Below are 21,564 nucleotides of genomic sequence, written 5' to 3'. Positions count from 1 at the left end.
CCTTGGCCCTCGCCTCAGATTCCGGACTGTCCCGTTCTTCGCTTCCACGCCATCGGCTCGAGCACGCGACGACCCTGCCGGGCAATCCCCCCGGGCATGGCGTTGGTCGCAGCCTCACTTGACTGCGCAAACAGCCTTGGCCGCCACTTTTCGAAAGCTGACCGGTAAAACGCCGGGCGATGAACTGCTGCGCACCCGCTAAACCGCAATTGCTCTGCAACGGTGCCAATCCCTCTGGCGCAGCTGTAGACGTGTTTCGCTAAACCACCATTGCGCCCATGCCAAAGGATCCTGCGGAGACAAGGGATGGTCTGGGACACCGATTACGGGTCGGTCGCAACGAAGCGACCCGTAGCGGCTTGCATACCCGATTTTAGCAACTGTCCGTCCGGCGAGGACGGGCGCCGAAACAAATATTCCACAAAGGATCAGCACAATGACCTCTATTACAACCAGCGACGGTGTTCAGCTTTTTTACAAGGACTGGGGACCGAAGTCTGCTCAGCCGATCGTCTTTCACCATGGCTGGCCCCTCAGCTCCGACGATTGGGATAATCAAATGCTCTTCTTCCTCGGCAAAGGTTTTCGCGTGATCGCTCATGATCGCCGTGGCCACGGCCGATCGAGCCAGGTGAGCGACGGTCATGACATGGATCACTACGCCTCCGATGTTGCCGCAATGATCGACTACCTCGATCTTCGCAACGCGATCCATGTCGGCCACTCTACCGGCGGCGGTGAAGCCGCGCGGTATGTCGCGCGGCACGGCAAAGGTCGCGTTGCCAAACTGATCCTGATTGCGGCCGTGCCGCCATTGATGTTGAAGACCGGCGCCAATCCCGGCGGTCTGCCGATCGAGGCATTCGACGGATTGCGCAGCCAGCTCGCTGCCAACCGTTCGCAGTTCTATCGCGATTTTCCGAGCGGCCCCTTCTACGGTTACAACCGCCCGGGTGCCGAGCCGTCGCAGGCGGTGATCTCGAATTGGTGGCGTCAGGGCATGATGGGCGGCGCGAAAGCGCATTACGAAGGCATTAGGGCATTCTCGGAGACGGATTTCACCGAGGACCTGAAGGGCATCACCGTGCCGACGCTGGTGTTGCATGGGGATGACGACCAGATCGTTCCCATCGGTGCAGCCGCTCCATTGTCGGCGAAGCTGCTGCAGGCAAGCACGCTGAAAATCTACGAGAAACTGCCGCATGGGTTGTGCACGACCCATGCAGATGTCGTCAATGCCGACATGCTGGCCTTCATCACCGCCTGAGCGACATCGCTTCACCAATCCGCGCGCCATCGTTACCGACCATCTCGCCGCCCATCGGGAGCGGCGACGGTGACGCGCGGCCCTTTGAAACTACAAACCACGGAGTGAATAACATGAGACTTGTGATTGTAGGCGCCGGGTTCGCCGGCATGTACGCCGCACTTTCCGCAGCCCGCCTGCGCGATATCGAAGGCGTTTCGCCCCAAGAGCTCGAAATCGCGCTGGTGTCCCCGGAACCGACGCTTGTCATCCGCCCCCGGCTTTATGAGCCGAAGCCTGAGAGTCTGTCGGCACCTTTGCAGGATGTATTTGACGCCGTCGATGTCGCCTACGTGCAGGGCAGCGTTGAAGCGGTCGACACGAAGGCCGGTACCGTAGACGTCGTCAATGCCAAGGGCGAACGAAAGTCCCTTCAGTATCATCGCCTTGTGCTCGCCACCGGCAGCCGACTGTTCCGTCCGAATATTCCCGGCCTCGCCGACTACGCCTTCAGCGTCGATAACATCGATGACGCCATTGCCCTTGATCGCCACCTGCACAAGCTTGCGAAGATGCCGGCCTCGGCCGCGCGCGACACAATCGTTGTTGCCGGCGCTGGTTTCACAGGTATCGAGGCGGCGACCGAGATGCCTTCGCGGCTGCGGACCCTGTTCGACAAGGCGGCCAATCCGCGTGTCATCATCGTCGACCGCAGCAGCGCGGTAGCCCCCGACATGGGCGAAGGTCCGCGCCCGATCATCGAGGAAGCACTTCACAAGCTCGGCGTGGAAATGCGGCTCAATGCCGGCGTTTCATCGCTGGATAAATCCGGAGTTACGCTGAGTACCGGTGAGCATATCGAAACCATGACCGTCATCTGGGCGGGAGGCATACGGGCCAATCCGCTGACCACCAAAATTCCCGGCGAGCGTGACAAGTTCGACCGGCTGCTGGTCGATGGCTGCCTGCGCGTGCCGTCCGTACCCGGCGTCTTCGCCACCGGGGATGCGGCGCGCGCCGCTTGCGACGACTGCGGCAACTACGCGCTGATGTCGTGCCAGCACGCCACACGCATGGGCGCCTTCGCGGGCAACAACGCCGCCGCTGAACTGTTGGGCGTGCCAGCACGGCGATATCATCAGGAAGCCTATGTCACCTGCCTCGACCTCGGCGATGCCGGAGCCCTCTTTACGCGAGGATGGGATCGCAAGGTGGAGATGGTCGGCGAGAAAGCGAAGGCGACCAAGCAGGAGATCAATACCGTCTGGATCTATCCGCCGAAGCCCGAGCGCGCCGCTGCGCTGGCCTCAGCTGATCCGGAGCATGTGACCAAACTGTGATCGGATCCCTCGATGAGGCTGCGCTCTGAATAAGAGCGCAGCTTGCCATATTCCGGCTTGTTCCCGACGCAACTCATTTTTCATCGATCATTTCTTCCCGAGCGCTTTCGGCTCGTAAGCAATCTTTGAAGGTGTGCGATACCATCGGGCTGGTGCGGCGCGATGCATGCCATAAAAGGCACGAGACTCATGCCGTTAAAGAAAAGGATCTGGACGATCAGGCGACCTGTCGGACGGTTTCCGCCCTGTGTGCCACACGACGATCCCGGCGATTCCCAGAGTGTTGATCAGGACGACCGGCTGGAAGTTGTCATCACTAGACATAGCTAGGTTCACCGATCATGGTTTGTGCCAATGAACTGCCGGGCACGGCATCGTGCCCGGCCAGATCGCCTATTTCTTGATCGGGAAGGTCAGTTCCTGCTCAGTGGTATCGACCACGAAGACAGCAAGCAGCTTTGCCGGCTTAGTCTTGCTGGCGTTATCGCTGACACCGTGACGATCGCCCGGAAATTCCGAAAAGCTTTCACCGGCGCTATAGACAGTGACGGGGCCATCGTTGACCTGACTGCGGATCGCGCCTTCGAGAACGGTCGCGTATATGAAGGCGGACGCTGGATGTGTATGGCCCTCCGAGAAACCACCCGGAGCATATTCGACGAGAACGCCCTTCATGCTCTTGCCGGCTACGTTCGGCAGTTTGTGGTCATAGACCAGCGTAACCTTTGCGCCCTCTCCGCCACCGGGCGCATCATGCGCAAGAGCCGAACCTGACAGGAGAGCCGTCAATGCGACGGCAAAAGCCAATGACTTGATCATGTTTATCGTCCTTTCATGACTTGGAGTCGATCGCGGTTTCTATATAACATATTGTTTTTATACATCTTTTTTATGTTTGACATGGCCATCAAAATGTAATGCTGCGGGCGCATGGGCCGCTTATCAGGCGGCCAATGCGCAACTCGTTATTTTCTGGGCGTTGTCGCAAACCAATCATCGAAACCGATGCGGCCGATGCGAGGATGATTGTCGGAGACGAGTGAACCGTCTTCCAGTTTGGTGCCGAAATAGCGGGCATCCGGATCTGCGACAACGGTGCGGGAATCTCCGATCGCCTTGAGGTAGCGCGCGGCGAAATCGCAGAGACGCGCGCGCTCGGGGCCGCAGATTTCGATAATGCCGTTAGCCGGCGCGGCAAGCGCCGCGTCCGTCACGAAATCGGCGACGTCGTCGGACGCGATCGGCTGCAGGGAACCTGTCGACAAGCGGGCCGTGTCGCCAACCGTGCCCTCCTGGGCGATGCCGCCAAGAAATTCCATGAACTGTGTTGAACGCACGATGGTGTAGGGAATGCCGGCTTCCCGGATGATCTTTTCCTGGGCGACCTTGGCTCGAAGATAGCCGCTATCCGGCAACCGATCCGTGCCGACGATGGAAAGCGCGATGTGGTGTTTCACGCCGGCCGCGATTTCCGCTGCCATCAGGTTCTTGCCCGCCGTCTGAAAGAATTCAAGCACGGCCTTATCCTCGAAGGATGGCGAGTTCGCGAGGTCGATCACCACGTCGGTATTCTTCAGTGCTTCCGCCAAGCCCTCCCCGGTAAGGGTATTAACGCCGGTTTTCGGGGCAGCGGCAATGACCTCATGCCCTTTCTTGCGCAGGCGCTCTGCGGTCTTGGAACCGATCAGGCCGGTTCCGCCGATAATCACGATTTTCATAAGACGCTCCATTTGCTGCGCGCCCATGCGGTGCGCGTGGTTCAATAGCTGGATGGTGAAGGCCGGGCTGGGCACGGCCTTCAAGGATGCACCCTTTGGTTCGGCCTTAATTCAACAAGCGGTCAGTAGTCCCAAAAGACCGGGACCCAACGAAAGGCGTCGCCGTCGACCGCAACATGGCCAACGGAAGGAAACGGCATATGCGTTGCCACCAACAGTTCGCCGGTCGCTGCAAGCTCCCGCAAAAGCCGGACCCGAACGCGGGCAGCCTCCTCGGGGTCATGTTCGAAACCGTTGTACCAGTCGGGGTGGTCGAACCCGACCGCGAACACGGCGTCGCCGGCAAACATCAGACGGTCGTTGCCTGAGGCCACGCGGACCACGCTGTGCCCAGGGGTGTGCCCGCCGGTACGAGAGACGACCACGCCCGGCGCTACTTCATGCTCATCCTCGAACAGCCTGAGATGGCTGCGATACTCTTTGGCGAACCGCTTGGCGGCCGCCCGAAGCGCGTCGGGGAAGCCCGCCGGCATCGAGACGTGGGAGAAATCGGGCGACTCCCAAAATTTAACCTCGGCAGCCGCCACATGGATCCGCAGGTCCGGATTCAACTGTTCCTTCACCCCGTCGACGAGCAGCCCGCCAACGTGGTCCATGTGCATGTGTGTAAGAACCACGTCGGTCACGGATCCAAGATCGATGCCGGCGGCCTCCAGGCGCTTCATCAACTGCCCGGCCCGCGGCAAGTTCAAGTCCGGGTCTAATCCTAACCCGGCGTCGATGAGTATGGTCTGCCCGCCGCTGCGCACCACGACCACGTTCAGTGCCCAGTCGAAGGCGTCCGGCGGCAGGAACATGTCGCCCAGCCAGGCGGCCCGGGCGGCCGGCTCGGCGTTGTGTCCCAACATCGCGGTTGGGAGCGGTAGCACCCCATCGCTGATCACCAGCACGTCAATCTCGCCGATCCGTACCGCATAGCGCGACGGAACCAGCTCTTCGGGCGCCGGTCTGCTGGGATGTGAGCTGTTGTCCAGTTTCATGCTTGCCTTCTGAGTGTCATTGATCATCTGGTTCATCTTTGAAAACTCCTGTGTTCTATCCTGGTGCTAATCCTGGGTGGCTTACGCTTCCTGGACGGGAAGCGCGGTCAATGCGGGTGAAGTCTCTAGCGGTCGGCGACACACTCACTGCTGGCGTGTCCTCTAATGATCTAGCGAAACCGATCTGCGGCTGCGCCAGAACGATTGCTGCCGCTGCAGAGCAATTGCTGTTGACGCATGCGCATGCGGCAGTCGCCCGGGGTTTCGCCGGTTTGTTGGATGCAGCCGCGAGAGAAACGTCCGGCAATGATCCTCAAAGACATCCTGGCCTTCGGGATCGTCGTTTACGTGGTTCTCGACTGCTTCGACCTTAGGGTCGGCATCCAATATCGAGTTGGAACACCATCGCCCCATCTGAGATAGCAACGAGACGTTACTCGTCTGGCAAGCTGGTGCTGCGGCCTTTCCAATAGGCCGCGCCATCAACATCTCGGGGCCGTTGATTGAAGCTCGGCGCGCTTTCCCAAGTAGGCGGAGGGGTCAAAACGATGAAGTCGGGCGCTATGGATTTCCTCACCAAGCCGGTGTCAGACCAGACGCTGCTCGATGCAGTGGGGCCGGTATCGCGTTGGATGGCCCCGGCGCACGGAAGCTATCGTCGTCTGGCGCAATCTTGAATGTTTAGGGATGCTGACGCATCGCGAGCGCGAGATCCTACGCGAAGTGGTGACGCGCGGACGCCTCAACAAACAGATCGCTTTCGACCTCGGCATCAGCGAAGTCACGGTCAAGCTCAGATGGCTTCGAGGGCTTTTGCCTCGCCGGCGATGAAATCGCAGACCAGCTTTACGCGCAACGGCACGGTGCGACCAAAGGCGTGCAGTGCATTAAAGGGAGCGCTAGGGAACGCAAACCCCGCCGCGAGTGTAACAAGCGTGCCGTCTGCCAGGTCTTTTGCGACCAGACATCGCAGAAGATAGGCCGCTCCCAGCCCACTGAGCGCAGCTTGAATGAGTGCGGCCCCTGAGTCGCAATCGACGCGCCCGAAGGGAATGAAGCTCGTCCCGTCCGGCAGGCGCAGAGGCAGCGTGACACCACCCAGTGCATAGCGGGCAAAGGGCAAAGCCGCCAGCGCTTCGGCAGTTGCAGGATTGCCCCAGGTCTTCAGAAAGGTCGGAGACCCGACGATCGTCATCGGCAGGTCGGCCAGGTGACGAACCATGAGGTCCCCCGGCGCGGGATTTCCAACGCGCAGCACAACGTCGTAGTCCTCCCTGATCAGGTCGACGAACCGATCCGTAAGTCCGACTTCGAAATGCAGGTTCGGATAGTCGGCTGCAAAGCTTCCGAAGAGGCGCGGCAGCAGTAGAGGCGCCATTTCGCTAGGCATGCTGATGCGCAAGCGACCCGAGGGCGCAACGTCGGACCTGATCGCCTCTTCACTTGCATCCAGGTCCCGCAACAGCGGCGCAACGCGGTCGAAGAAAAGTTGCCCGTCCTGGGTAAGCATCAGCGCGCGCGTGGAGCGCAGGAACAGCCGGGCGCCAATCTTCTTTTCCAGCCGCGCCACGCTCTTCGACACTGCTGACGGTGTCGTCGCCAGATCGCGGGCCGCGGCGCTGAACGATCCGGCCTCTACCGTCCGCACGAAAGCCATCAATCCGGGCATCTCGTTGAGCAGATTCGGCATTTGCACCTCCGCGGCACAGATCATGTGCCCGCCCATGATCTAATGACGAAGGGTGGCAGCGTTTATCTCATTTCTCGTTGAAAGGAGATAAGCAATGCAACACCTCAAAGACAAGGTCGCCGTCATCACCGGCGGCAATAGCGGCATCGGCAAGGCGACCGCTCGGCTGTTCGCGGAAGAAGGAGCGCAGGTCATCATTTCCGGGCGCCGGCAGGATGCTGTCGACCGCGCCGTGCAAGAAATCGGTCCGTCGGCCATCGGCTTCGTGGGTGATGCCGCCGACCTGGAAGATCATCGCAGGCTGGCGGACACCGTGAAGAGCCGCTTCGGCGGGCTCGACATCTACATGGCCAATGCCGGGATCATCAACCTCACCCCCTCCGCCGAAGTGACTCCGGCAGACTATGACGGGCACTTCGCAATCAATACGCGCGGCGTGTTCTTCGGCGTGCAGACGATCGCCCCTCTGATCCGCGACGGCGGAAACATCATCGTTACGAGCTCGCTCGCGGCCACGAAGGTCCTCCCGGACCATACTGTCTATGCCGGTTCAAAGGCAGCAACCGCTGCCTTTGCGAAAAACTGGGCGATCGAATTCAAGCCGCGGCGGATCCGCGTCAACATCCTGAGCCCGGGACCGGTCGAGACGGAAATCCTCGCCAAGCTGGGCGTATCGGAGGCCGAGCGGCCGGCATTCGAAGATTACATGGCTTCCCTGATCCCTGCCGGCCGTCTCGGCCGACCGGAAGAGTTGGCGCGCGCCGCACTCTTCCTCGCCTCCGACGCGGGAAGCTTTGTCAACGGGATCGAGCTTCACGTCGATGGCGGTATGACCCTGGCTTAAACGGCCTGCCCTTTGCCAGCCCCAACGGGCTCTACAACCTGTCGAAGCTGTCGGTGGACTATGATCTGGGATATATCGACCTGGAGCAGAGGACTTTGCAAACCACCGACAATTCGTTTGGCACGAGGTTGTCACCCATGTCTGAGGAACAATCTGTTACCTGTGTCTTCGGTATGGGCAATTTGGAAACTGGAGCGGGCGAAGGGATTCGAACCCTCGACCCCAACCTTGGCAAGGTTGTGCTCTACCCCTGAGCTACACCCGCTCAATCCGCATCGGTCCGGGGTAGTTGTTGGACCGTGGGCGCCGCCTCGCGGCGACCGGCGCTATATGGCCTAACGGGTTTTCAAATGCAACAGGGAAATGACGGTGAGGCGAAGAAAAATTCTGGTGTTCGCAGAGCTCGGGCGGAAAGGCCGCAAATGCGGGGCAAAGCGTCGGTCGCAAAGATTGCCAAACGATGTGGACGGACTTAATCAGGACGCCTCGCTTTTTTCCCTTCCCGTCCAATGGATTGCCCCATGTCCGAAAATGCCCCCAAGACCAGAGAAGAATTGTTTGCCTTTCTCGACGGGCTCGGCATCGCCCATAAGACGGTGGACCATGCGCCGGTCTTCACTGTCGCCGAATCGGTGGCCCTGCGCGACGAGATCCCCGGCGGCCACACCAAGAATCTCTTCGTCAAGGACAAGAAGGACAAGTATTTTCTGCTGACGGTGGAGGAAAATGCTGCCGTCGACCTCAAGCAGGTGCATAATGCCATCGGCGGGTCCGGCCGGGTCTCTTTCGGCAGACCGGAGAAGCTGATGGAGTATCTCGGCGTGGCTCCGGGTTCGGTCACGGCGTTCGGCGCGATCAACGATACTGCGGAGAATGTCACCTTCGTGCTCGATGCCGAGCTGATGCGCGAGGAGATCGTCAACTGCCATCCGCTATCCAATGATGCGACGACCTCGATTGCGAGCAGCGACCTCATCCGTTTCATGGAAGCGACGGGACATAAGCCACTTGTCTTGAAAGTGACGTCCTGACATACGATTTTAGCGCTAAAGCGCGTGGCGATCTTTTAGATTCGCTTGCCGCGCTTTAGTCTTTGGTTTTGCGCATGTCTTTATCGCAAAACCGCACCACAGTTTTGCGCGAGATGCTTTAGCAAAGACGCCGGAAGGATCGGCGCGGCGGGAGATACCTATGAGCGGCAGCGACAACCCCTATAGCGGTTCCTTCGGAAATCAGATGACGGCGACGACAAGCTTCGGCGGGGCACCGGAACCCGCGGCTGCGGCCGGCAGCTACATCACGGATACAACGACCGCGAATTTCGGCAAGGATGTGATCGAGGAATCGCGCAAGCAGCCGGTGCTGGTCGATTTCTGGGCACCCTGGTGCGGTCCGTGCAAACAGCTGACGCCGGTCTTGGAGAAAGTGGTCAACGAAGCCAAGGGCCGCGTCCGGCTGGTCAAGATGAACATCGACGATCATCCCTCGATCGCCGGCCAGCTCGGCATCCAGTCGATCCCTGCCGTCATCGCCTTCGTCAACGGCCGCCCCGCCGACGGCTTCATGGGCGCGGTGCCGGAAAGCCAGATCCTGCAGTTCATCGACCGGATCGCCGGTCCGGCCGGCGCCGACGAGGCGGCGGAAATCGAAGCCGTGCTTGCGGAAGCGGCGGAACTGTTTGCTGCCGGGAATATCAACGAGGCTGCTCAGCTCTATGGCGCCGTCATGCAGGCCGACCCCGAGAATGCCAAGGCGCTTGCCGGAATGGCCGAATGCATGATCGCCGCAAACCAGCATCAACGGGCGCGCGAAATCCTGACGGAATTGCCGGAAGAGCTGGCGAAAGACGCCGGCATCCAGGCCGTGCTGATGAAGCTCGAGCAGATCGAAGAGGCCCGCAAGCTCGGCGATCCCGTTGCGCTCGAGCGCGAGCTGGCTGCCAATCCCGATGACCACGAGTCGCGTCTGAAGCTCGCCAAGATTCGCAATGTCGAAGGCCGGCGCGACGAAGCGGCCGACCATCTGCTTCTGATCATGCGCAAGGACCGTGCCTTCGACGATGATGGCGCCCGCCGCCAATTGCTTCAATTCTTTGAAGTCTGGGGCTTCAAGGATCCGGCGACGGTTGCAGCGCGCCGCAAGCTTTCAGCCATGCTGTTCTCGTAAAGCGATCCAGCTTTCCTGGAAGCGCAGCACCGCTCTAGCCTTTTGTTTTCACGCAATTCCGGGAAAACCGCTTCGCACTTTTCCCGGAATTGCTCCCGGCTCCGCGCGTCCAACAGGACGCGCTAACCGCGCGCTATCGCATTCAATCCACGTATAATCCTGCTCGAACATCGATCCTGATTTTCAGGGTATGCGTTAAGTTTCGAGCATCTGCCCTTGCGTTTTCGGACGAGGGCACCACATTCTCGTCAGAACGGGCATGCCCGTTACAAGAATGCGGGACGGTTTCATGCAAGTCGGGAATGCCAGATACCTGAAGCCGGGCGATCTGCCTGATGCGATCGCTGTCTTCCCCCTGACCGGCGCCCTCCTGCTGCCGGCCGGGCAGCTTCCCCTCAACATTTTCGAGCCGCGCTACCTGGCGATGCTGGATGCAGCACTGACCGGAAACCGGCTGATCGGCATGGTGCAGCCGGCGCTTGGCGAACATGAGGACAAGGGCGGCGAGCCCAACCTTGCCGCTGTCGGCTGCCTCGGTCGGATCACCTCCTTCGCGGAGACCGGCGACGGGCGCTATATCGTATCGCTGACCGGCGTCTGCCGCTTCCGGCTGCTGGAGGAGAAAACGACCAACGATCCCTTCCGCATCTTCCGTATCGCCCCGTTCATCGCCGACCTCTCGGCCGCGAACGAGGAGGAGGCGGTCGACCGGGCAGCACTTCTGACCGCCTTCAAGGCCTATCTCGATGCCAACAAGCTCGAGGCCGACTGGGAGAGCGTCGAACGGGCGAGCAATCTGACGCTCGTCAATTCGCTGGCGATGATGTCGCCCTTCGGGCCGGCAGAAAAGCAAGCGCTGCTGGAGGCGCCGGACCTGAAGACGCGGGCCGAGACGCTGATCGCCATTACCGAAATCGTGCTGGCGCGCGTCTTCGGTGACTCCGACACGGTTCTGCAGTAGACTTCAGCCATGGATGAAAAACTCAGCCGCGTCGATCCAAAGCTGCTCGATCTCCTGGTCTGCCCGCTCTCCAAGGGCCGGCTTTCCTATGATCGCGAGCAGAATGAGCTTGTCTCGGAAAAGGCACGACTTGCCTATCCGATCCGCGACGGCATACCGATCATGCTGGTGTCCGAGGCCCGCCGCCTCGACGACTAAAGCAATTCCAGGGAATTGCGTAAAAACAAAGATTAAATCGTCTCTCCGGCAAGCAGGCGCGGATTGTCCTTTGCCGTCGTTCCGGCCGCCTGGCCGATGAAGAAGGATTTGAGGCGCGGCAGCCGGTCGACGATGCCGAGGCCGACGTCGCGGGCGATGCGGACCGGCGTCGCATCGTTGGAGAAGAGCCGGTTCAGCACGTCGGTCGTCACCCCCATGCGGAAAGTGTCGAAGCGCCGCCAGGTCTGGTAGCGCTCGAGGATATTGATCGAGCCGATATCGAGGCCGAGGCGATCCGCGTCCACGATGGTTTCGGCAAGTGCCGCCACATCCTTGAAGCCGAGATTGAGACCCTGACCGGAAATCGGGTGAATGCCGTGGGCGGCGTCGCCGGCCAGCGCGAAACGCGGCGCGACGAAGGAGCGCGCCAGCGTCAGGTCAAGCGGGAAGGCGCGCTTGTCGCCGATGACTTTCAGGCTCCCAAGCTTGTGGCCGAAGCGGCGTTCGAGCTCTTCCTCGAAGATCAAGTCGTCGGCGGCAACCAGACGGTTGGCATCCGGCGTCCGCTCCGTCCAGACGAGCGAGGAGCGGTTGTTCTTGAGCGGCAGGATGGCGAAGGGGCCGGCCGGCAGGAAATGTTCCTCGGCGCATCCGTCATGCGGCCGCTCGTGTTCGACTGTTGCAACGATGCCGGACTGGCCGTAGTCCCAGGTGACGGTCCTGATACCGGCGAGATCACGCAGTTTCGAGCGCACGCCGTCGCAGGCAACCAGCAGCCGCGTTTCCAGCGCGCTGCCGTCCGAAAGCGTGACGGTGACATGGGTGTCGTGGGTCTTCAGCTCCGTGGCGCCGAGCCCGTGGCGGATGTCGATGCCGAGCCGTTCGCAGGCGCCGCGCAGTGCTGCGACCATGGCAACATTCGGGATCATGTGGGCGAAGGGCCGGCCTTCAGTCACTTCGCCGTCGAAGGTCAGAAAAACCGGACGCACCGGATCGGAGGTCTTGGAGTCGGTGACGATCATTTTGGTGATCGGCTGGGCTTCCGGTTCGATCTCGTTCCAGATGCCGAAGACCTCGAGCATCTTCGCCGCCGCCGCGATGATGGCGGAAGCGCGCGTATCGTTTTTCCAGACATGTTCGGGGGCGGCCTCGACGACGGCGACATTCAGATGGGGTGCCGCCTGTTTGACCGCGACAGCGGCGGAAAGGCCGACATAACCCCCGCCCACAACCAGCATGTCCAGCATCGCGCCGCTCCCGTACCTTATGCCTCAGATGTGATCTATATAGATCATCGCAACTTCACTTCCTACCGCTGGGAGACATAGAAATGACAGGCGAGACGACCGGGCCTTCGGCGATGGAGACGCTGCTTTCGACGCTCGACCTCGAGCCGATCGAGGTCGATATCTTCCGCGGCCGCAGTCCCAAGGTCGGCTGGCAGCGGGTCTTCGGCGGCCAGGTGATCGGCCAGGCGCTGATGGCGGCGCAGCGCACCATCGAGGGCGAACGTTTCGTCCATTCGCTGCATGCTTATTTCATGCGTCCCGGCGATCCCTCGGTGCCGATCATCTATCAGGCGGAGCGCATTCGCGACGGATCGAGCTTCAATACGCGGCGTGTCGTCGCCATCCAGCACGGCAAGGCAATCTTCGCGCTGTCGGCCTCCTTCCAGGTGGAGGAGCCGGGCTTCGAACACCAGACTGCGATGCCCGAGGTCGAGATGCCGGAGGCGCTGCTCGGCGAGCAGCAGATCAAGGAGCAGTATCTCGCGCATGCGCCGGAGGCGATCCGAAAATACTGGCAGCGTGAGCGGCCGATCGAGATCCGTCCCGTCTCGCTGACCCATTATTTTTCCGACAGGAAGCTCGATCCCAAACAGGACGTCTGGGTGCGCGCCACCGGCCCGGTTCCCGACGACCGGCTCTATCAGGCGGCGGTGCTTGCCTATCTTTCGGACATGACGCTGCTCGATACGTCGCTCTATGCGCACGGAACGTCCATCTTCGACCAGAGCCTGCAGGTGGCGAGCCTCGATCACTCCATGTGGTTCCACCGACCCTGCAAGCTCGACGACTGGTTGCTTTATACGCAGGACAGTCCGTCGGCTTCAGGTGCCAGAGGATTAACCCGGGGTAGCCTGTTTACGCGATCGGGCCGCCTAATCGCATCGGTCGCGCAGGAAGGCCTGATTCGGAAAAAGGCAAATGAATAAAAATTGTGCAACTTTGTAAATTTGCGCGTTATTTGTGCGCTTATTGGCCGATCATTTGCCTGTTTATTGGCACTCTTTATTATAACCTTTACTTTTCAATAACTTACGATCTGCCTCGAATCTGGCACGCCCCTTGAATGTGTATCGCCGGTCGCTGTTCAGGAACGTCAGCGGCAAGGAGAGTCGGCTCCGCGCCGAGGATAACGAAGGATGGGAAACCAGATGAAAATTGTGATGGCCATTATCAAGCCGTTCAAGCTCGATGAGGTCCGCGAAGCCCTTACGGCGATCGGTATTCAGGGGCTGACCGTAACCGAGGTGAAGGGCTACGGGCGCCAGAAGGGGCACACCGAAATCTATCGCGGCACCGAATATGCAGTCAGCTTCCTGCCGAAGCTCAAGATCGAAATCGCGGTTGCATCGGAACTCGTCGACAGGGCGGTCGAGGCCATCGCGGCATCGGCCAAGACCGGCCAGATCGGTGACGGCAAGATCTTCGTCTATTCGATCGACCATGCCGTGCGCATCCGTACGGGCGAAACCGACTCAGAAGCGCTGTAAGAACGGCAGATCAAGGAGCTTTATCCAATGTCAATTTCGAAGTTTTCTTCCACCTTTGCGCGGCTTTGCGCAGCTTCGGCCGCCCTTCTGGCGCCGGCCGTCGCTTTCGCGCAGGAGGCTGCGCCAGCTGCCGCCACCGCTGCTGCTGCTCCTGCTTTCACCATGGACAAGGGTGACAATACCTGGATGCTCGTCTCGTCGGCGCTCGTCCTTCTGATGACCATCCCCGGCCTTGCGCTTTTCTACGGCGGTCTCGTCCGCGCCAAGAACATGCTCTCGGTGCTGATGCAGGTCTTCATGATCACGGCCGTCGTGGCGCTGATCTGGGTGACCTATGGCTATTCGCTCGCCTTCACCGACGGCGGCTCGCTGAACAGCTTCGTCGGCGGCTTCTCCAAGGCGTTCCTGGCCGGCGTTAACACGTCGTCGCTCGCCGAGACCTTCTCGAAGGGCGTCGCCATTCCGGAATACACCTTCATCGTGTTCCAGATGACCTTCGCCTGCATCACGCCCGGCCTGATCGTCGGCGCATTCGCCGAACGCGTCAAGTTCTCGGCCGTCATGCTCTTCGTCGTGCTCTGGGTTACCTTCATCTACTTCCCGATGGCACACATGGTCTGGTTCTGGGGCGGTCCGAGCTCCTACACTTCGCCGGCCGGCCTGATCTTCTCCTATGGCGCAATCGACTTCGCCGGCGGCACGGTCGTTCACATCAATGCCGGTATTGCGGGCCTCGTCGGCGCCATCATGCTCGGCAAGCGCACGGGCTATAAGAAGGAAATCATGGCTCCGCACTCGATGACGCTGACCATGGTCGGCGCCTCGCTGCTCTGGGTCGGCTGGTTCGGCTTCAACGCCGGCTCCAACCTCGAAGCCAATGCCTATGCCTCGCTTGCCTTTATCAACACCTTCGTCGCAACGGCTGCCGCCGCTGTGTCCTGGTGCATCGTCGAAACCCTCACCCGCGGCAAGGCTTCCATGCTGGGTGGTGCTTCTGGCGCCGTCGCCGGTCTCGTTGCCATCACCCCGGCGGCAGGCTTTGCCGGTCCGATGGGCTCGATCGTTCTCGGCCTCATCGTCTCGCCGGTTTGCTACTTCTTCGTCGACGTCGTGAAGAACAAGTTCAACTACGACGACAGCCTCGATGTCTTCGGCGTCCATTGCGTCGGCGGCATCATCGGCGCTCTCGGCACCGGTATCCTCGTCAACCCGGCGCTCGGCGGTGCAGGCATCGTCGATTATTCCACAGCCGATTTCGCAGCCTCCTATGCCGGCACGGCAACGCAGGTCTTGGCTCAGGCCAAGGGCGTGCTGACGACGCTGCTGTGGTCGGGCATCGGCTCGGCGATCCTTTACAAGATCGTCGACGTCGTCATCGGCCTGCGTGTGACCGTCGAAGCCGAACGCGAAGGTCTCGACCTTTCGACCCACGGCGAAGCCGCCTATCACTCTTCCTGATCACAGGGTTTGCGGCGCCCGGCAGAAGGGCGCCGCTGCACGGCCCGTCGCGGCCTATCTAACCATAGACCGCATTTGGCCCGGACCTTCCAAGGTTCGGGCTTTTTTCATTTCCCGGTTCGGAATGCACGTCCTAGCATGCATGGTTAACATCGCTTTAACCCGGCTCTGATTAGGTAGAGCGGACGCATTTTGGCACGGCGAAGCTTTAGCGATTCGCGTGTCCTCAGGCATTGGACGGGTTAGACACATGGCAAGAAGCACGTCGCCGGCAATGGATGGCCGTCCGGATCGGTTCTCCTTCTCGGCATTCATGCTGCGGCAGATCCAGGCGCTCATCGGCTTTGCGATCTTTCTGCTGCTGGCGTTCTGCGTCGCGGCACTGGCGACTTGGAATGTTGCGGATCCGAGCTATTCCTATGCGACCGCCAATCTGCCGACCAATATTCTCGGTTACAGCGGTGCCGCCTTTGCCGATATCGTCATGCAATTCCTCGGCCTTGCCAGCGTTGTTTCGATGCTGCCGATCGTCGCCTGGGCGCTGACGCTGATCTCGGGCCGCCGCTTCAGCCGTATTCCTGCCCGCATCGGCGCCTGGTTTGCCGGTTCGGTACTCTCTTCCGCCGTCATCGGCTGTTTTCCGCCGCCACTCACCTGGCCGATTCCGAACGGCATCGGCGGCGTCGTCGGCGACATGATCCTGCGTTTTCCGGCACTCTTTGTCGGCGCTTATCCGACAGGCACCTTCGCCATGATCGTCGGCTGCATCTTTGCCGCGCCGACCGCCTGGATGATGCTCTTTGCCTCCGGCCTCGTCGGTCGCAGCGACGCCGACGAGGAGATCGAGGAAGATTACGTCGATACGCGTAGCAAGGCTCGCGTCGTCGGAGACGAGGACGAGGAGGAGGATGAGTCCCGCTGGGTCGCTTTCAGCGGGGCCGTGACGCATGCCTGGTACATGAGCCAGGGCCGGCTGCGCCGGCTCTTCGGCATGGGACCGCGCAAGCGCCGTCAGGGCGATTACGAATCACCTTATGATTTCAACGATGACGAGTTCGGGACGCTGAACGAACCCGTTCGCGCCAAGGCGCCGACCGTCCGCGGCGAGCGCATGGAGCCGTCGATGGAACCGTCGATGGGGTCAAGGACGGCTTCGCCGCGGCGCATCGTTTCCGCGCCGTCGCTGTCGATCGATGACGACGACGACAATGACGACGACCTGCCCTTTGATAGCGACATGCCGCCGCGCCCGGCCGATATCCTGCCCGACGACGATGACGACGACTGGATGATCCGCGCGCCGGCAAAGGCGGCCGGCAAGCCGGAACCGCGCGTCGTCCCGGTGGTCGCACGTCCAAAGCCCAGCGCCCGCATCGAACGGGAAGCGCAGGGCTCGTTCATCCGTCCCGAGGGTTTCCAGCTTCCGTCGATGCATCTGCTCGCCGAGCCGAAGAATGTCGTGCGCGACTCCACGCTTTCGGCCGATGCGCTGGAACAAAATGCCCGCATGCTCGAAGGCGTGCTGGAAGATTTCGGCGTCAAGGGCGAGATCATCCACGTCCGTCCAGGCCCCGTCGTCACGCTCTACGAACTGGAGCCGGCGCCCGGCATCAAGTCGTCGCGCGTCATCGGCCTTGCCGACGATATCGCCCGCTCGATGAGCGCCATTGCCGCCCGTGTTGCCGTCGTGCCCGGCCGCAACGCGATCGGCATCGAATTGCCGAACCAGACGCGCGAGACCGTCTATCTGCGTGAACTCATCGCCTCCAGGGATTTCGAAGGCAGCAAGGCGAAGCTCGCCATGGCGCTCGGCAAGACGATCGGCGGCGAAGCCGTCATCGCCGATCTCGCCAAGATGCCACACCTGCTCGTCGCCGGCACCACCGGCTCCGGCAAGTCGGTCGCCATCAATACGATGATCCTGTCGCTGCTCTATCGCATGACGCCGGAACAGTGCCGGCTGATCATGATCGACCCGAAGATGCTCGAACTCTCCGTCTATGACGGTATCCCGCATTTGCTTTCGCCTGTCGTCACCGATCCGAAAAAGGCCGTCGTCGCGCTCAAATGGACCGTTCGCGAGATGGAAGAGCGCTACAAGAAGATGTCGAAGATCGGCGTGCGCAACATCGATGGCTTCAACACCCGCGTCGAGCAGGCGCTGTCGAAGGGCGAGGCGATCTCGCGCACGGTGCAGACCGGCTTCGACCGCCATACCGGCGAGGCGATGTATGAGACCGAAGAATTCGATCTCAGGCCGATGCCCTATATCGTCGTGATCATCGACGAGATGGCCGACCTGATGATGGTCGCCGGCAAGGATATCGAAGGCGCCGTCCAGCGTCTGGCGCAGATGGCGCGCGCGGCCGGCATCCACGTGATCATGGCGACACAGCGTCCGTCCGTCGACGTCATCACCGGCACGATCAAGGCAAACTTCCCGACCCGCATCTCCTTCCAGGTGACGTCGAAGATCGACAGCCGCACCATTCTCGGTGAACAGGGCGCCGAACAGCTGCTCGGCATGGGCGACATGCTCTACATGGCGGGCGGCGGGCGTATCCAGCGCGTGCACGGCCCGTTCGTTTCGGATGTCGAGGTGGAAGAGATCGTCTCCTATCTGAAGACCCAGGGCTCGCCGCAATATCTCGACGCGATCACCGCCGATGACGACGAGGACGGCGATTATGGCGGCGGTGGCGGTGGTCCGGCCGGCACGTCCAATCTTTCCGAATCGGAAGATCCCTACGACCAGGCAGTCGCCATCGTGCTGCGCGACGGCAAGGCGTCGACCTCGTATGTCCAGCGCCGGCTCGGCATCGGCTACAACCGCGCCGCCTCGCTCGTCGAGCGCATGGAGAAGGAGGGCATCATCGGGCCGGCCAACCACGCCGGCAAGCGCGAGATTCTCGTTCCCACCGAAGGCGACATCCTCGACCGCTGACAGAACAGGCATATATTTCCGATGCAGCCGCTTTTGCGGAAACCTGATAGCATCGAAGCCGTTACCTCTCGCAGGCCGATCGCAACGCCTTGAAGACGCCGCCTTTCGGCAGCATGCAGATGGCATAAAGGAGATTTAGATGAGTCACTCCGATACCTTCCTCTCCGGCCTGACGGTAACGCGCCGCGACCTTCTCGGCGCCTTCGCCGTTGCTGCGATGGCGAGCGCCATTCCCCTCGGCGCTTACGCGCAGGCGGCAGCTCCCGCCTCCGGCACGGCGCAGGCGATCGCCGATCATTTCTCCGGCGTCACGACGATGCAGGGTGAATTCGTGCAGTTCGGCCCGCGCGGCGAACAGACCGGCGGCAAGTTCTTCATCCAGCGTCCCGGCAAGCTGCGTTTCAACTATGACGATCCGTCGCCGATGCGGGTGATCGCCGACGGCAAGAATGTCGCCATCGGCAATACGAAGCTCAAGACCTGGGATCTCTATCCGCTCTCCAAGACCCCGCTCAGCCTGCTCCTGGCGCAGCATATCGACCTGTCGGCCGGCATGGTGAAGGGCGTGAAGGAAGAGTCTGATCTGACGACGATCGCGCTCGGCAACAATACGGTGTTCGGAAACTCTACCATCACCATGATGTTCGACCCGAAGACCTACGACCTGCGTCAGTGGACGATCACCGACAATCAGGGCAAGGACACCTCGGTGATGATCTTCAACGTCAAAACCGGCGTGCAGTTCGACGATCGCGTCTTCCGCGTGCCCTATGAGACCATTCCAGGCACGCCTCAGTCGCGCGACTGAAACCTTTTCGGTTGATCGCCGGCCGCTTTTGCACGCGGCCGGTTCCCTCGCGTCCGCCTTTGTTTTAAAGCCCTTTCATGAAAGCGTGAGAGGGTATGGGCATGGGCTTTTCGATCACCACCTGGAACATCAACTCGGTGCGGCTGCGCATGCCGATCGTCGAGCAGCTCGTTCTCAAGCACAGGCCCGATATCCTCTGCCTGCAGGAAACCAAGGTGACGAACGAGCTGTTTCCGGCGGCACCGCTGCGGGCGATGGGCTACAATCACATCATCATCCATGGCCAGAAGGGCTATCACGGCGTGGCGATCGCCTCGCGCATTCCGTTGACCGAGGATCACCGGCAGGATTATTGCGGCGTCGGCGATGCGCGCCACATCTCGGCGATCTTCGAGCACGGCAATCGTCGCGTCCGGCTGCATAATTTCTACGTCCCGGCCGGCGGCGACGAACCGGATCGCACGATCAATCCGAAATTCGGCCACAAGCTCGATTTCATCGAGGAGATGAAGCTGCTGAAAGCCAACGGCGAGGCCAACACCTCAGCCATCCTCGTCGGCGACCTCAACATCGCGCCGCTGGAGCATGATGTCTGGTCGCACAAGCAGCTTCTGAAGATCGTCAGCCATACGCCTGTCGAAACCGAGGGGCTGCTCGAGGTGATGAAGCGCGGCGCCTGGCTCGATCTGATGCGTCAGCATGTGCCCGAAAACGAGAAGCTCTACACCTGGTGGAGCTACCGCGCCAAGGACTGGGAGGCGGCCGATCGCGGCCGCCGTCTCGACCATATCTGGTCGTCATCGGATCTCGGGCCGCACCTGAAGCGAATCGAGATCCTGAAGGAGGCGCGCGGCTGGGATCGTCCTTCCGACCACGTGCCGGTGACGGCGCATTTCGATTTCTAGCGCATCCTCTCGGAGGCGCGGCCTCTATCAAGATCAGCTGAAGCGGTAGAACTGGCTTGCGGCCTTTGCCGCAAGCTCGGCGAGATTGTCGCGGATCCGGTTCTCGATCAGTCGGGCTGCGTCTGGATATTCTTCGATCAGCCGGTGGAAGAGGGCGCGGGTAATGCGGATGATACTGGTGTCCTCGCGCGCTACCGCGGTGAACTTGCGCTCCACCAGCGTCACCAGCGCCAGCTCGGAAACCAGGGTTCCGGGACCGGCGATCCCCCCTGTCCTCTGCATACCGTCGCTGCTCGTCGCGCTCAGCTCCAGGCTGCCGCTGAGGATGACATAGGCGCTCTCGGCGGGTGAGCCCTGGCGAAACAGCATCTGGCCGGCAGCGATCATGCGCCGGTCGGCGCCGAAGGCAATCAACCGCAGTTGATCCTCGTTCATGTCCTTGAACAGAGGAAGCTGCGCGAGCATGTGGATGTCGTCGGTCAGCGCCATGCGGGCTTTTCGCCTTAGAGCAATTCCAGCAAAAGTGCCTAGCGGTTTTGCCAGGCAAAGCGTGAAGCGTTTTTGCCGGGAATTGCGTGAAAACAAAGAGATAAAGCATTTCCGTGATTCGGAGAAAAACGGAAATGCTCTAGGGTATGATCTTATAGCCGCCGTTTTCCGTAACGAGGATTTCGGCATTGGAGGGATCGCGCTCGATCTTCTGGCGCAGGCGGTAGACGTGGGTTTCCAGCGTATGCGTCGTCACGCCGGAATTATAGCCCCAGACCTCTTCGAGCAGCACGTCGCGGGTGACGACCTTCTGTTCGGCGCGGTAGAGATAGCGGATGATCGCCGCTTCCTTTTCCGTCAGCCGGATCTTCTGGCCATTATCGGTGGTCAGGAGCTTCTGGCTCGGCTTGAAGAGATAGGGGCCGACGGTGAAGGTCGCGTCCTCGCTCTGCTCATGCTGGCGCAACTGCACGCGGATGCGCGCGAGCAGCACGGCGAACCGGAAAGGTTTGGTGACATAGTCGTTGGCGCCGGCTTCGAGACCGAGGATCGTGTCCGAATCGGTATCGTGGCCGGTCAGCATGATGATCGGCGCCTTGAAGCCGCCCTTGCGCAGCAGCTTCACCGCCTCGCGGCCGTCCATATCGGGCAGGCCGACATCCATGATCAGCAGGTCGATCGGGGTCGAGCGGGCGGTCGCGACACCTTTGCCGGCGTTGGCTTCCTGCAGAACCGTGAATTCCTCATACAGCGACAATTGCTCCGTCAGCGTCTGCCGAAGGTCATCGTCGTCATCCACCAGAAGAATGGTGCGTGCGGTCATGCCGTTTGCGTCCTCATGTTAAGTCCCCTAGTCCTACGCCAAATTCCTGGTTTGGCAAGGATCGGGCAACGGGCTGTTGCCGGGCCAGTTTCGATATGATTTCAATCGAAGCCCCAGACAAGGCACGACATGCGAGAAAAATGGAAAAAGCAAGGCAG

20 protein-coding genes, 1 tRNA gene and 1 pseudogene are annotated in these 21,564 nt (G+C 60.9%); 14 read left to right on the top strand and 8 right to left on the bottom strand.

The window, feature by feature from the left end:
* Positions 1-436: 436 nt before the first annotated feature.
* A complete protein-coding gene (locus tag AB8B31_RS20835; protein WP_026230963.1) occupies positions 437-1,267 on the top strand; it encodes an alpha/beta fold hydrolase in 831 nt (276 codons plus the stop codon).
* Between the two features lie 113 nt (positions 1,268-1,380).
* The gene (locus AB8B31_RS20830) at positions 1,381-2,586 is read left to right on the top strand and encodes an NAD(P)/FAD-dependent oxidoreductase (protein ID WP_028733569.1); all 1,206 of its coding nucleotides are present in this window, start codon (positions 1,381-1,383) and stop codon (positions 2,584-2,586) included.
* Positions 2,587-2,979: 393 nt separating this feature from the next.
* Here AB8B31_RS20830 and AB8B31_RS20825 read toward each other — a convergent pair whose 3' ends face one another.
* The 3 genes from AB8B31_RS20825 to AB8B31_RS20815 form a co-directional block, all read right to left on the bottom strand.
* Entirely contained in the window at positions 2,980-3,405 is a 426-nt protein-coding gene (locus AB8B31_RS20825) for a cupin domain-containing protein (RefSeq protein WP_018448282.1), read from the bottom strand.
* A 146-nt stretch (positions 3,406-3,551) separates the two neighbouring features.
* The gene (locus AB8B31_RS20820) at positions 3,552-4,304 is read right to left on the bottom strand and encodes an SDR family oxidoreductase (protein WP_018448281.1); all 753 of its coding nucleotides are present in this window, start codon (positions 4,302-4,304) and stop codon (positions 3,552-3,554) included.
* 122 nt (positions 4,305-4,426) lie between these two features.
* Positions 4,427-5,380 (bottom strand): MBL fold metallo-hydrolase, encoded by a 954-nt coding sequence (locus AB8B31_RS20815; protein ID WP_028733568.1) that lies wholly within the window; start codon positions 5,378-5,380, stop codon positions 4,427-4,429.
* Positions 5,381-5,883: 503 nt separating this feature from the next.
* Here AB8B31_RS20815 and AB8B31_RS20810 point away from each other — a divergent pair.
* A pseudogene (locus tag AB8B31_RS20810) lies at positions 5,884-6,175 on the top strand (response regulator transcription factor); the annotation flags it as partial.
* Here the strand turns inward: AB8B31_RS20810 and AB8B31_RS20805 are convergent.
* A complete protein-coding gene (locus tag AB8B31_RS20805) occupies positions 6,138-7,070 on the bottom strand; it encodes a LysR family transcriptional regulator (RefSeq protein ID WP_018448279.1) in 933 nt (310 codons plus the stop codon). The pseudogene AB8B31_RS20810 and the gene AB8B31_RS20805 overlap by 38 nt on opposite strands.
* 58 nt (positions 7,071-7,128) lie before the next feature.
* Here AB8B31_RS20805 and AB8B31_RS20800 point away from each other — a divergent pair, with 58 nt between their 5' ends.
* Positions 7,129-7,878 (top strand): SDR family NAD(P)-dependent oxidoreductase, encoded by a 750-nt coding sequence (locus AB8B31_RS20800; RefSeq protein WP_018448278.1) that lies wholly within the window; start codon positions 7,129-7,131, stop codon positions 7,876-7,878.
* A 190-nt stretch (positions 7,879-8,068) separates the two neighbouring features.
* On the opposite strand, the gene AB8B31_RS20795 is transcribed toward AB8B31_RS20800, so the two are convergent.
* Positions 8,069-8,143: transfer RNA gene (locus AB8B31_RS20795), tRNA-Gly, on the bottom strand.
* Positions 8,144-8,399: 256 nt separating this feature from the next.
* On the opposite strand from AB8B31_RS20795, the gene AB8B31_RS20790 reads away from it, so the two are divergent.
* The 4 genes from AB8B31_RS20790 (at position 8,400) to AB8B31_RS20775 (ending at position 11,203) form a co-directional block, all read left to right on the top strand.
* Positions 8,400-8,909 (top strand): prolyl-tRNA synthetase associated domain-containing protein, encoded by a 510-nt coding sequence (locus AB8B31_RS20790; RefSeq protein ID WP_018448277.1) that lies wholly within the window; start codon positions 8,400-8,402, stop codon positions 8,907-8,909.
* Between the two features lie 160 nt (positions 8,910-9,069).
* Complete coding sequence (gene trxA, locus AB8B31_RS20785) at positions 9,070-10,044, top strand: thioredoxin (RefSeq protein ID WP_028733567.1); 975 nt, start codon at positions 9,070-9,072, stop codon at positions 10,042-10,044.
* A 274-nt stretch (positions 10,045-10,318) separates the two neighbouring features.
* A complete protein-coding gene (locus AB8B31_RS20780; protein WP_018448275.1) occupies positions 10,319-11,005 on the top strand; it encodes an LON peptidase substrate-binding domain-containing protein in 687 nt (228 codons plus the stop codon).
* 9 nt (positions 11,006-11,014) lie between these two features.
* On the top strand, positions 11,015-11,203 hold the full coding sequence (locus AB8B31_RS20775; protein WP_017966162.1) for a Trm112 family protein: 189 nt from the start codon (positions 11,015-11,017) through the stop codon (positions 11,201-11,203).
* Between the two features lie 32 nt (positions 11,204-11,235).
* Here AB8B31_RS20775 and AB8B31_RS20770 read toward each other — a convergent pair whose 3' ends face one another.
* Complete coding sequence (locus tag AB8B31_RS20770) at positions 11,236-12,450, bottom strand: ubiquinone biosynthesis hydroxylase (protein ID WP_439007502.1); 1,215 nt, start codon at positions 12,448-12,450, stop codon at positions 11,236-11,238.
* Between the two features lie 83 nt (positions 12,451-12,533).
* Here AB8B31_RS20770 and tesB point away from each other — a divergent pair, with 83 nt between their 5' ends.
* The 6 genes from tesB to AB8B31_RS20740 all read left to right on the top strand — a co-directional run bounded on the left by tesB (position 12,534) and on the right by AB8B31_RS20740 (position 20,094).
* Positions 12,534-13,418, top strand: coding sequence for an acyl-CoA thioesterase II (gene tesB / locus AB8B31_RS20765; protein ID WP_028733566.1), 885 nt, complete (start codon positions 12,534-12,536; stop codon positions 13,416-13,418).
* A gap of 210 nt (positions 13,419-13,628) precedes the next feature.
* Positions 13,629-13,979, top strand: a complete 351-nt coding sequence (locus AB8B31_RS20760; protein WP_003543684.1) for a P-II family nitrogen regulator — start codon at positions 13,629-13,631, stop codon at positions 13,977-13,979.
* Between the two features lie 27 nt (positions 13,980-14,006).
* The gene (locus tag AB8B31_RS20755; protein WP_018448272.1) at positions 14,007-15,437 is read left to right on the top strand and encodes an ammonium transporter; all 1,431 of its coding nucleotides are present in this window, start codon (positions 14,007-14,009) and stop codon (positions 15,435-15,437) included.
* Between the two features lie 250 nt (positions 15,438-15,687).
* Positions 15,688-18,381 carry an FtsK/SpoIIIE family DNA translocase gene (locus AB8B31_RS20750; protein WP_026230960.1) on the top strand — a complete coding sequence of 898 codons (2,694 nt, stop codon included), beginning with the start codon at positions 15,688-15,690 and terminating at the stop codon, positions 18,379-18,381.
* Between the two features lie 139 nt (positions 18,382-18,520).
* Positions 18,521-19,189, top strand: a complete 669-nt coding sequence (locus AB8B31_RS20745) for an outer membrane lipoprotein carrier protein LolA (protein ID WP_018243993.1) — start codon at positions 18,521-18,523, stop codon at positions 19,187-19,189.
* A gap of 101 nt (positions 19,190-19,290) precedes the next feature.
* A complete protein-coding gene (locus AB8B31_RS20740) occupies positions 19,291-20,094 on the top strand; it encodes an exodeoxyribonuclease III (RefSeq protein WP_026230959.1) in 804 nt (267 codons plus the stop codon).
* A gap of 33 nt (positions 20,095-20,127) precedes the next feature.
* Here the strand turns inward: AB8B31_RS20740 and AB8B31_RS20735 are convergent, their stop codons facing one another.
* Positions 20,128-20,583 carry a cyclic nucleotide-binding domain-containing protein gene (locus tag AB8B31_RS20735; protein WP_018448268.1) on the bottom strand — a complete coding sequence of 152 codons (456 nt, stop codon included), beginning with the start codon at positions 20,581-20,583 and terminating at the stop codon, positions 20,128-20,130.
* A gap of 139 nt (positions 20,584-20,722) precedes the next feature.
* Positions 20,723-21,406 (bottom strand): response regulator transcription factor, encoded by a 684-nt coding sequence (locus AB8B31_RS20730; protein ID WP_011653914.1) that lies wholly within the window; start codon positions 21,404-21,406, stop codon positions 20,723-20,725.
* Positions 21,407-21,564 lie beyond the last annotated feature (158 nt).

It is taken from the genome of Rhizobium sp. 62_C5_N11_2, assembly GCF_051811185.1.
GTDB lineage: Bacteria > Pseudomonadota > Alphaproteobacteria > Rhizobiales > Rhizobiaceae > Rhizobium > Rhizobium leguminosarum.
Note: the sequence above shows the minus strand (reverse complement) of the source record. Positions and strands in the feature narration are given on the sequence as shown.